This window comes from Ruegeria arenilitoris (assembly GCF_013032445.1).
GTDB classification, from domain to species: domain Bacteria; phylum Pseudomonadota; class Alphaproteobacteria; order Rhodobacterales; family Rhodobacteraceae; genus Ruegeria; species Ruegeria arenilitoris_F.
In genome coordinates this window covers 18871-29824 of the sequence record NZ_WQCA01000027.1, presented here as the reverse complement: position 1 = coordinate 29824, position 10954 = coordinate 18871, and the positions used below count along the sequence as shown (strand labels likewise).

Below are 10954 nucleotides of genomic sequence, written 5' to 3'. Positions count from 1 at the left end.
CCTCCACTTTCAGCTTTTGAGCCGAGTCATAAGATACATACAACTCGGAGATCGGGAAGAGATGTGCGGTTTGCAGTCAAGTTCCTTCCTGACTTGCGCCGACCTCGATACGGACCGGCTCTTGACCCCAAAATACGAAGCTCCCGCAGGGGTGCCATGATGCAAATGGTAACTAGTCGGCGGGAAACACCGAAGTGACTGCATCAACAACAATCAGGGGGCTCTGACGACTCAGACCGATACGATACATCGTTCTCTAATCTGCCCGAGGAACATGTAACGAAGGGTCCATACCCTTCTAAGCGATTAGGAACGCTCAACTCGCAAAAAACGAACGTTGTTGTTGAAACAATCCGACATGCCCTGCAGAAATATTTTCGGGAGCCGCTTGGTTAAGGATAAGCCTTTGAATAACCCCATTGAAGAACCGAAACAGAGTCTGTTGTTTCCTCTCTATTGAACAATCAGTTGGTGTCAGCCCGGAGTTATTTCCACCGGCCTGACTACCGTGATTTTGTTAACCACCCTGGCTTTTAAAGACTGCCGAATGCCTGATCCAGCGCCTCGTAAGCCTGTTCAACATCTGCCATCGACAAACACATGGGCGGAACCATGCGCAAGCAGGACTGATACGCGCCTGATTTCGACAGAATGATCCCATTTTCCCGCGTGGCTTCGAACACAGCCGCGGTTGTCTGCGGATCCGGCTCTTTGGTTTTACGGTCTTTAACCATTTCAATGGCCAGCATCAGGCCACGTCCACGAACATCGCCGATGACTTCGTATTTGTCCTTCAGCGCATGTAGACGTTCCAGCAAAGCGGCACCGACGTCTCGTGCGTTTTCGCGGACATTGTCCTCATTGATCACCTGCAGGACCGCTCGACCTGCCGCGCAAGAGGTCGGGTTGGCGCCATAGGTGTGGAACATAAACTTTTCCGCCATTGGCGCGGCGATCTCTTTGCGTGCGACCACGGCACCCAAGGGGAACCCGTTGCCGATGCCTTTAGCCATGACCACGATGTCGGGAATGACGCCGTCGGCCTCGAACCCCCACATGTGATCTCCGGTGCGGCCAAACCCGGCCTGAACTTCATCGGCAATCAACAGACCACCTTTGGCGCGAACGCGTTCGGCAGCGCCGGTCATATAACCTTGGGGCATTTCTACAATGCCGCCATAGCCCTGAACGCTTTCAATGAAGATGCCCGCAACCTGGCCGGAAGTGGCCGCGTGGATGGTGCGATCAAGCTCATCAAGATAAGGTTCGGCACCGGCATTTTCGCCGAAGATGCCGCGGTACTGATGCGGGTCCGGAACAAAGGCCACGTTGCCCGGCATGCCCGGGTGGCGCCAGCCGGAAATACCGGTGATCGACTGAGCTGCAGCGGTCGGACCATGATAGGCTGAACGCAGCGCGAGCAGGTCCAGATTACCGGTATAGCTGCGCGCCATAGTCATCGCCAGATCGACCGCCTCTGAACCCGAGTTGGTGAAGTGCACGACCCATTCAATGTCACCATTTGAATTCGGCATTGTAGCCGCCAGTTCTTCTGCGAAATGCGCAGGCACCGGGTGATAGAACATTGTTGTGCAATGCGTCAGTTCCTGTGCCTGCTCCATGGCGGCGGCAACAACTTTCGGGTGGCTGTGACCAACCGAAATGCAAACGTTCATCCCCAAAAGGTCGGTGTATTTCCGGCCTTCGACGTCCCAAAGGTACTGCATCGATCCCTTTTTGAAGACCATCGGATCCTTGAAAGGAACGAACTTTCGCTGACTGGCGGCATAAAAGTTATCACGCCGCCGGGCGGTGTCGTTCAGGGTCCAGTCGGTTTGCATGTTCATGGCTGTTCTCCTTCAATTTCCCGGCTGCGACGGGCGATGAAATCATCAAGTGCTTCTCGGATACCGGCATCCATGGCCGGTGCTTCGTACTCTTCGATCAATTGCTTGACCCGGGAGCTGGCGCGTTCGTGCTGCCACAGACCGCCTTCGGCATGCCATTGTTCGTAGGTTCCGTTGTCGGACATTTCCCCCATCCAGAAGGCGCTTTCAAAGTTGTCCTGAGTGTGCTGAGCGCCCAGGAAGTGACCTCCGGGCTCAACCTCAAAAAAGGCATCCATTGCCTGCGCGGCTTCCGAGAAGTCCACACCTTGCGTAAATCGTTGCATGGCTGAACAGCGGTCCGCATCCATGACGATTTTTTCATAGCCCGTTGTCAGAAGCCCTTCGAGACACCCGGTCGCGTGAATGATAAAGTTCACACCCGCCATTGTTGCTCCCATCAGCTGGGCCTGGCTTTCATACCCGGCTTGTGCATCGGGAATCTTGGAGGCGGTCAGACCACCGACCGAGTGGAAAGGTAGTCCCAACCGGTCGGCCAGGGTTTTGGCACACATCTGAAATTGAGTTCCCTCGGGTGTGCCAAAAGTCGGAGCTCCGGTTTTCAGGCTGATCGGAGAGAAGAACGTACCAAATGCCGCCGGGGCACCCGGGCGGATCAGCTGAATCAGTGCAACAGAGGCCATCACTTCGGCCAACACCTGCGACAAGGTCGCCGCCACGGAAACCGGAGACATCGCACCCCCCAGAACGAAAGGCGACACAACAGTACACTGACCGGCCTGGGCATATTCCTTCAGTGCCCAAAGCATGGTTTCATCCATAACCAACGGTGCGTTGGTGTTTACCACCGAATACAATACACAATTCTGATCGACAAACTCGCGCCCCATTGCGATGCGGCACATTTCGATTGTGTCGCGCGCACGCTCAGGCGCTGTTACAGCGCCCATGAATGGCTTGTCGTTCATCGTCAGGTGGGTATGCGTCATATGAAGGTGGCGCACTGGCACGGGAATATCGACAGGCTCAACCACAACACCGCCCGAGTGATTTATCGAGCCCAACTGGTGGTACAGTTTGGTGATGTTTTGGAAATCCTTGATCGTCGCATAACGACGGCCGTTTTCCATGTCGTGCACGAACGGAGGGCCAAAGCTTGGGGCATAAACCTGCGCGTCACCCCCAATTTGGATCGAGCGCGCTGGATTGCGGGCGTGTTGTGTAAAAACAGAAGGGGCCGTTTTTATCTTTTCGCGACACCAGCCCGGATCAAAGCGCACCCGCTCCCCATCGACACGCGCGCCGTGCTTCTTGAACAGCGCTAGTGTGTCCGGGTCACCCCGGAAGTCCATGCCGATCTCATCCAGAATACGATCAGCATTGCGTTCGATAATGGCAATGGATTCATCGTCAACAAGGCTGACCTTGCCGATCCGACGAATGGTATATGGGGCTGCAGAAGCTTGCTTCGCAGCTCGGGCTGCCATGCGTTCGCGCCGCCCCGAGCGCTTGTTTGTTGTTCGTGCCATCCTTGCCCTCCGCACTTTTCACGGGTCCGAAAGAAAGTGGCAACTATATCAGCGCAGGCACAGGCTTTTTGTCTAAAATTAGGAAAGATTATAATGCATATTAGCAGTGATGCAGGACTTGATCCGCAACACCGGAAAGCCGGGTAACAAATTGCTCTCGCAAAAGTCGCGAACTTTCTACAGCAAGCTGTTGTGGAATGTCGCCAAGTTCGCCTGCCCGTGAAATAGTAAGGATTGAGCGGCTGAACCCCGGCAATGGAAGCGGTTCAATCCGCAAGTCCATTCCTTCGGCCACGGCATCAATTAACAGGCTCGGCGTCAGAATAGCGAAACACTGACCGGTCACAACACCGGCTACGATCATCGATGCACGATCTGCTTCCATTGACCGTGGCAAATCTACCCGACAACGTTGGAGATGCTGATCGGTTCGCCGCCCAACCGGAGCATCCGCGCTGAATCGAACTAGCGACAGGTCCTTGCAAATTTTGTGAATATCGTCCGATGGTCCACTATACGATCCAGGCAGAACCAGAAAAAAGGGCTCTTCCAAAACGGGGATACACTGGTATTCAGACACATCGAACTGAGGATCAGAGGTAACAACAACATCCACCGCCCGAGTGTTCAGAGCGATCTGATGGTCGGTTCCAAGCCCGGCTGAAAGACTGAGTTCCGGTATCTTCAACTCATCCCGAACCATATCCAGAAGGCCCGTGGTCAACGACGTTGCGATGGATGCCAGAAGCCCTACCCTCAGAACCGGAATCGAACTTGATTCCAAATAGCGCAAATCGGCTCTCAAGTCCTCGACTTCATTCAGAATTCGAAAAGCGCGGCGTTTCAGAATCTGCCCTGAATGCGTCAGTTCCAATGGTCGACGGGTGCGATCGAATAGCTGCGTGTGCAGCGCCCATTCCAGTTTCTTAATCTGCTGAGACACGGCAGGTTGCGTCAAACCCAGTGCCGCCGCTGCGGCGCTTATATGTCGAGCATCTGAGACTGCCATGAAAACCTCAAGCGCCCTCAAAACATTGATATCCGCCTCCGCCTGCTTTTTTTTCATTTTCTGATAACCTTCATTAATTTTTCTTATTATCTTCTGCTGTCCTTGATCGGCCCCCTCAAAAAGTCAACCATAATATCCTCCGCGGATGTTTCTGCACGGGCCTCAGCTAACCAGAAAAGGAAAGGTTTAATCATGAACATGAGATTGCGAAGTCATGTTGATGGTTACCAGAAAGTTGCACCACCCCGGTACGAGTCAAACGACGCCCAGAAGACAAAGGCATCGATTTTTACTCAAAACGTGATGATCGTAGTTCTGCCGGGTTTCCCGCTGACTGAACTTGCCGCCTGTTTAGATATTTTTGCGTCTGCGAACAATTTCCTGCAAGGTCTCGCGTACAATCCAACCGTGACTTCTGAACAGGGTGGCTCCATTTGTTCCGTGTCAAATCTGGCTGTGGAAACCAAATGCGCTGGAGCTTTCGACGGAATTGCTGACTATCTTGTTTGTGTCGGGTGCCAACCAACCGAGATAAACCGTCAGGCCATTCGGCGTATCGTCGTTTCAAAGCGCCGGTTTGCCCGGAGCATCTTTGCACTGTCAACCGTCGTTGACATGTTGACAGACTTGAATGTGCTCGATCAGACCGAAGTCAGTGCCCAATGGCAGTACAAATCCCAGGCTACGGAATTTGCGACGAAAACGAACCAGAAGACGAAAACGAACCAGAAGCTGTTTCACAATTCCAAAGGCATCGTAACCTGTGCTGGGTTTTTAGCGACTTTTGACGTCTTGCTTCATAGCATTGCCAACGATCACGGATGGTCATTTGCTGGCCGTATCTCGGATCATCTGATCAAGGATGGCTTACGGTATGAAAATTCCCCGCAACGCCGCCCGCTGGAACAGCGCACTGGGACCAAGCACAAAGGCCTTATCGCTGCAGTCTCGGTAATTGAGGAAAATCTGGCCTCCCCGGTGCCTCTTTCCGAAGTCGCCCGGATTGCGGGCTACAGCGTTCGCCAATTGGAGCGCCAGTTTCAGCGACACTACGGGATATCGCCGGGGAGATACTATATGTCGAGAAGGGTCACCCGAGCAAAGGCTCAGATTGAACAGACGACGATGTCTATAATCGAAGTATCCATGGCAAACGGGTTTGGAACTCCATCGCACTTCGCCCGATACTTTTCACGCCACTTCGGCATTAGCCCTCATGTTCTGCGAAATACATGTCTAGTAAAAGCTCCACCGTCTTAGAGCGCAAACCCAACATTTTCTTTTCCCCTGAATACCAGCAGGCTTTCCAAATAACCGCTACCCTATCTTGCCCAATGCTCCGATAGGTCCAGCAAAAGCATCGGCGAATTGAGAGGCGCTATGAATCACGTTGTAATTATAGGCGGCGGCGCCATCGGTCTTGGGCTGGCCTATCACCTTGCTGGCCGGGCCAAAGTCACGCTGTTAGAGCGGAACCAACTGACATCCGGAACGTCCTGGCATGCTGCGGGCATTGTTGGCCCGTTGCGGGCGACCCCCAACATGACCCAACTGGCCATGTACGCCAGAGAGCTGTTTCCCAAGCTCAAAGAACAGACCGGATTGTCCACGGGCTACCGAAAAACCGGAGGGTTCTGGCTGGCGCGGAAAGAAGCGCGCATGGATGAACTTCACCGTATATCAGCGTTGGGGCGGCATTTTGGTCTGACACCGTCAATTATAACTGCTCAAGCTGTTCGGAACGCCGTGCCGGGACTGGACACAGATGGTATCGTTGGCGCGTTGGCGGTGGCAGAGGATGCAAATGTTAACCCGGTAGATCTTTGCATGGCCTATGCAAAGGCCGCGCGGGCGCAGGGCGTCGACATCCGGGAAAACGTTCAGGTTGCCGATCTGCTGATCGAAAATGGTGCTGCCAAGGGCGTGCGTCTGGCGGATGGGTCCGAAATATTGGCCGATCAGGTCGCGTTGTGTGCCGGTGCCTGGTCAAAACGCTTGGCTGATGCGGCCGGGATCGCACTTCCGCTTCAAGCAGTCGAGCATATGTACATTGTCACTGAACCGATGAACGGACTGCCCAATCCCTACCCTGTTCTGCGAGATCTGGATCGCGGGATTTATGTCAAGGGCGACGCGGGCAAATTGGTGATCGGCGGGTTCGAACGCGACGCCAAGGTGTGGGATGCTTTTGGTCCGGAAGGAGACCGCCCATTCCTTGAGATGCCGGAAGATTGGGAACAGTTTATGCCGTTCATGGAAGCGGCGCTGACACTCGTGCCCGCACTGGCCGAGGCCGGCATCCAGCATTTTATGAACGGACCCGAGAGCTTCACAGCTGACACCAAGCCGCTGATTGGCCAGACACCCGAAGTTGACAGACTTTTCGTGGCCGCCGGGATGAACTCGGTCGGTGTCATGTCTTCGGCGGGTATTGGTCGTGTTCTGGCTGACTGGATAATAGATGGCGAGCCGCCCATGGATTTATGGGAGGTCGATATAGCACGCGTCGATCCGCTGACCGCATCGAATGAACATGTCGAAGCGCGCATGGAAGAGGCCGTTAGCGATGCGTTCACCCTTCATTGGCCATTCAAGCAGCCGAAGGCGGGACGCGGCCTTCGCAAGTCGGTGCTGCATGACCGTTGGGAGGTCGCTGGCGCGCAATTCGGTCTGACCGCTGGTTGGGAGCGCGGGCTTTGGTACGCCAGGGACGACAGTGAAAAAAACCTGCCCTACTCGGTCGGCGATCAACCTTGGTATCCCATCGCGGTACGCGAAGCGGCCCAAATGGAAGATGGCGTTGCGCTGGTTGACCTGTCACCTTTTGGCAAGTTCGACATCAAGGGTCCGGATGCGCTGGAACTGATGCAGTTTCTTGCGACGGCCAACATAGACGTTGGTCCGGGCCAGGCTGTTTATACACCGATTACTAATGCCAAGGGTGGAACCGAAGCCGATGTCACCATCGCGCGCATCGCTCAGGATCATTTTCGGATGACCTCTGGCGCTGCAATCCGGCAAAAAGACATGGCCTGGTTGCGCCGCCACAGTGCAGGGCGCAATGTTTCGGTCGAAGACATGACCGACACAGAAGTCGTCATTGGTGTGATGGGGGCCGGATCGAGGAAATTGCTGAAATCTCTGTCACCGGATGACTGGGATGACTTCCCTTTCTCGACCTTCAAAAAAGTGACCGTCGCAGAACAACCAGCGACTGCGACGCGCGTCAGTTTTGTGGGCGAACTCGGATGGGAACTTTCGGTGGCCAATCATTTGGCCGGACCGGCTTTTGATGCGCTTTATGCGGCTGGCGCACGGCCGTTGGGCCATTTCTCTCTGGACGGGTGCAGAATCGAGAAAGGGTTCAAGCATTGGGGTCACGACCTTGGGCCAGAAATCACGCCGCTTGAAGCTGGTCTTGGCTTTGCGATCGACTGGAGCAAGGATTTTCTTGGGAAAGAAGCCCTGTTGCAGCAAAAGGAACAGGGGTTGACCCGCAAACAGGTGATGTTCGATCTGCCATCGCATCCACTGGTTCTGCATGACGAACCAATTTGGGAAAATGGCCGTGTTGTGGGAATGACTACAAGTGGTGCACGCGGTGTAAGAACCGGACAGACGCTTGCCCTTGGGATGATCGAGATCGCTCAGGGTGAAGAGCTCTCGGCGACATGTGAACGGAAGTTTGAAATCGAAATCGCAGGGAAGCGCCATACAGCCACTGTATTGCAGCGTGTGCCCTTTGATCCAAAAGGTGAAAGGATGCGGGGATGAGCACCACCAATGCACAGGTCCTCATTATCGGTGGCGGCGCGATGGGCGTGTCACTCATGTATCATTTGGCGAAGGCCGGGTGGAAAGACATTGTTCTGACGGAAAAGAACGACCTAACGCACGGATCTACCTGGCACGCAGCCGGGTTGTGTACACATTTCGCCCACAACCCAACCATTCAGGAGCTTCGGGCCACCTCAGTCAGGTTGTATCGCGACATTCTGCCCCAAGAAACAGGCGACACCTGTGGTTTCCACCGGTCCGGCGCAATGCGGATCACGTCAAACCCGGATCGGATGGATGAGTTCGAGCATGTCGCAGGCCTGAGCCGCTTTACCGGGTACGATCTGCAGATGCTGACACCTGATGATGTCGAGCGGCTGCACCCGCTGGCCCGGACCGATGGATTGCTGGGCGGGATCTATGAGCCCGATGACGGCCATGTTGACCCGACGCTCGCGACCAACGCGATGGCCAAGGTTGCCCGGCAGAACGGAGCCACGATCTTACGCTACAACCCGGTCTCCTCAATCCGTTATGAGAAAGGCATATGGGTTGTAGAAACAGAAAAGACCACTATCCACGCCAAGCATATCGTGAATGCAGCGGGAACTTGGGGCTGGGAAATCGGCCATATGATGGGGCTGAACATTCCGTCCGTGCCGGTTCTGCACCAGTATCTGGTGACCGACACTGTTCAGGCCGTGGCAGACCGGATTGAACAAGGTATGCCCGAGTTGCCGATGATCCGCGACCCGGAAGAAAGCTGGTATGTGCGTCAGGAACGCGACGGGCTGATCCTTGGGCCCTATGAGAAAAACGCCGAAGCCTGGTCAATCGATGGCTGCCCACCCGATTTCGGTGCCGATCTGATGCCGCCCGATCTGGACCGTGTCGAAGACATTATCATGATGGCAATGGAGCGTATCCCGGCACTGGAAACCGGTGGTATCAAATCGGTCGTTAACGGCCCGATCACCTTTACACCTGACGCCAACCCGTTGATCGGTCCGGCTCATGGCCTGCCCAATGCCTGGCTGTTGACCGGCTCGTCAATGGGAGTGATGGAGGGAGGCGGATCAGGCTGGTTCCTGGCTCATTGGATGACCCATGGCGCGCCCCCAATGGACGCAATGGCCGTGGACAGTCGCCGGTTCGGCAGCTGGGCCGACCGCGACTACCGCGTCGAAAAAGCGATCGAATGTTTCGGCCTTCAATTCGGCGTACATTATCCGCACGAAGAACGCCCGGCCGCCCGGAACAAACGGCTTTCCCCCATTCACGACAAGATGGTTGAACGTGGTGCCGTGATGGGTGCCGCTTACGGTTGGGAACGGCCCAACTGGTTCTCGGACAAAACGGGTGATGAAGCCTTGCCAAGCTTCCGCCGGTCAAACTGGTTCGAGCCGGTTGCACGGGAATGCGAAACTGTTACCAACGCTGTTGGCCTAGCGGATATGTCGGTCTTTTCGAAATTCGATGTTAAAGGCCCCGATGCGCGCAAGTTTGTTGACAGTATCGGTGCGAACCGCACGCCGAAGGTGGGCCGCATCGGTCTGACCCATGCTCTGACCCCTGCCGGGGGCACGCAATCTGAATTCACCGTCACGGTTCTGTCTGATGATCACATCTACCTCACGTCGGCAGCGGCCGCTGAAGATATGGATCATGATCTGCTGAATGCGTGGTCCGAAGGGTTCAATGTCACCATTACCCAGGTGACTAATGACTTTGGGGTGCTGGGCCTCATGGGACCAAAATCGCGGTACGTTCTTGCCGCGCTGACAGAGGCAGACCTGAACGCAGGATTCCCCTGGCTTTCGGTGCAAGAGATCACAGTCGCAGGCATCAAGGTGCGCGCGCTTCGTGTGTCTTATGTCGGTGAGCTTGGATGGGAACTGCATGTATCTGCCGATCAGATGCCCGCTCTGTTTGAAGCTCTGGAGCAAGCAGGCAAGCCTCATGGGCTGGGCTTCTTTGGTGCCTATGCGATGAACGCCATGCGGTTAGAGAAAGGGTATCGCGCGTGGGGCGGCGATTTCACGACCGAACGCACCCCGGCAGAAACCGGTGCAGGGTTCCTGATCAAGATGGATCATGATTTCATCGGAAAAGAGGCCCTGGCTAACCGTATGGAAGCAGATGATAGGTGGGAGATGGTTCTGCTCGAGGTGGATGCGGGCGATGTAGACCCCTATTACGCACACGGTGTTCTTCAGGGGTCTCGGGTTGTCGGCATTGTCACATCGGCCGCCTATGGACACAGAACGGGTAAAACCCTTGCCTTGGCTTATCTTCGTGATCGGAATGCGAAAGACGACTTGTCGGTCGAAGTTCTGGGCCAACGCCGAGGTGCGACCATTCTGGAAAAACCGCCATTTGATCCGTCCAACGCGCGAATGAAACAGAAGTCCGCTTAACTTCTGGTGAAGGAATAGAGGAGCGGCGCAAATTTGCACCGCTCTTTCTTTTTTGCGGCCACCGTTTCCTATTGCCTAATGCAGTCTACCGAATACAGGAACAAAATGTGCCCAAAACAGGTATTGGGCCTCAATCGAATCGTGTACCGGGCCAATTGAAATGGTGCGGATTACCCACACGATTTGTGTCCGCCAAAGGCGCCAAAATACAGACAAGTCATAAATCGGGTCTAAAGGGTTCCGTCAGACATTCTCATTCAGAGCGATTTAACAGAAGAAACTCCACAATTTTTCCGGGAAAAAACTTGAACCTTTTCTGAAAAACCGCCGCTTTACACGCGCCAATGCAGCTGGCCTTCGAGAAGTGAACAGAAC

Annotated in this window: 6 protein-coding genes; 3 read left to right on the top strand and 3 right to left on the bottom strand. The window is 54.8% G+C overall.

The window, feature by feature from the left end; genetic code table 11:
* Window positions 1–533 precede the first annotated feature (533 nt).
* From GOW98_RS22620 to GOW98_RS22610, 3 genes are all read right to left on the bottom strand, one after another.
* Window positions 534–1847, bottom strand: a complete 1314-nt coding sequence (locus GOW98_RS22620; RefSeq protein WP_170336340.1) for an aspartate aminotransferase family protein — start codon at window positions 1845–1847, stop codon at window positions 534–536.
* Window positions 1844–3376, bottom strand: a complete 1533-nt coding sequence (locus GOW98_RS22615) for a trimethylamine methyltransferase family protein (protein ID WP_170336337.1) — start codon at window positions 3374–3376, stop codon at window positions 1844–1846. The genes GOW98_RS22620 and GOW98_RS22615 overlap by 4 nt, the downstream gene beginning before the upstream one ends.
* A gap of 100 nt (window positions 3377–3476) precedes the next feature.
* Complete coding sequence (locus GOW98_RS22610) at window positions 3477–4442, bottom strand: LysR family transcriptional regulator (RefSeq protein ID WP_170336335.1); 966 nt, start codon at window positions 4440–4442, stop codon at window positions 3477–3479.
* 135 nt (window positions 4443–4577) lie between these two features.
* On the opposite strand from GOW98_RS22610, the gene GOW98_RS22605 reads away from it, so the two are divergent.
* The 3 genes from GOW98_RS22605 to GOW98_RS22595 all read left to right on the top strand — a co-directional run bounded on the left by GOW98_RS22605 (window position 4578) and on the right by GOW98_RS22595 (window position 10579).
* The gene (locus tag GOW98_RS22605; protein ID WP_170336333.1) at window positions 4578–5645 is read left to right on the top strand and encodes a GlxA family transcriptional regulator; all 1068 of its coding nucleotides are present in this window, start codon (window positions 4578–4580) and stop codon (window positions 5643–5645) included.
* A 120-nt stretch (window positions 5646–5765) separates the two neighbouring features.
* The gene (locus GOW98_RS22600; protein WP_170336331.1) at window positions 5766–8159 is read left to right on the top strand and encodes a GcvT family protein; all 2394 of its coding nucleotides are present in this window, start codon (window positions 5766–5768) and stop codon (window positions 8157–8159) included.
* Entirely contained in the window at window positions 8156–10579 is a 2424-nt protein-coding gene (locus tag GOW98_RS22595; RefSeq protein ID WP_170336329.1) for a GcvT family protein, read from the top strand. The genes GOW98_RS22600 and GOW98_RS22595 overlap by 4 nt, the downstream gene beginning before the upstream one ends.
* The last annotated feature ends 375 nt before the right edge of the window (window positions 10580–10954 follow it).

What these genes read in the sequence shown, in the direction of transcription:
- GOW98_RS22615 (WP_170336337.1), bottom strand. Translation starts at nt 3,376, where the DNA reads ATGGCACGAACAACAAACAAGCGCTCGGGGCGGCGCGAACGCATGGCA.
- GOW98_RS22610 (WP_170336335.1), bottom strand. Translation starts at nt 4,442, where the DNA reads ATGAAAAAAAAGCAGGCGGAGGCGGATATCAATGTTTTGAGGGCGCTT.
- GOW98_RS22600 (WP_170336331.1), top strand. Translation starts at nt 5,766, where the DNA reads ATGAATCACGTTGTAATTATAGGCGGCGGCGCCATCGGTCTTGGGCTG.
- GOW98_RS22605 (WP_170336333.1), top strand. Translation starts at nt 4,578, where the DNA reads ATGAACATGAGATTGCGAAGTCATGTTGATGGTTACCAGAAAGTTGCA.
- GOW98_RS22595 (WP_170336329.1), top strand. Translation starts at nt 8,156, where the DNA reads ATGAGCACCACCAATGCACAGGTCCTCATTATCGGTGGCGGCGCGATG.
- GOW98_RS22620 (WP_170336340.1), bottom strand. Translation starts at nt 1,847, where the DNA reads ATGAACATGCAAACCGACTGGACCCTGAACGACACCGCCCGGCGGCGT.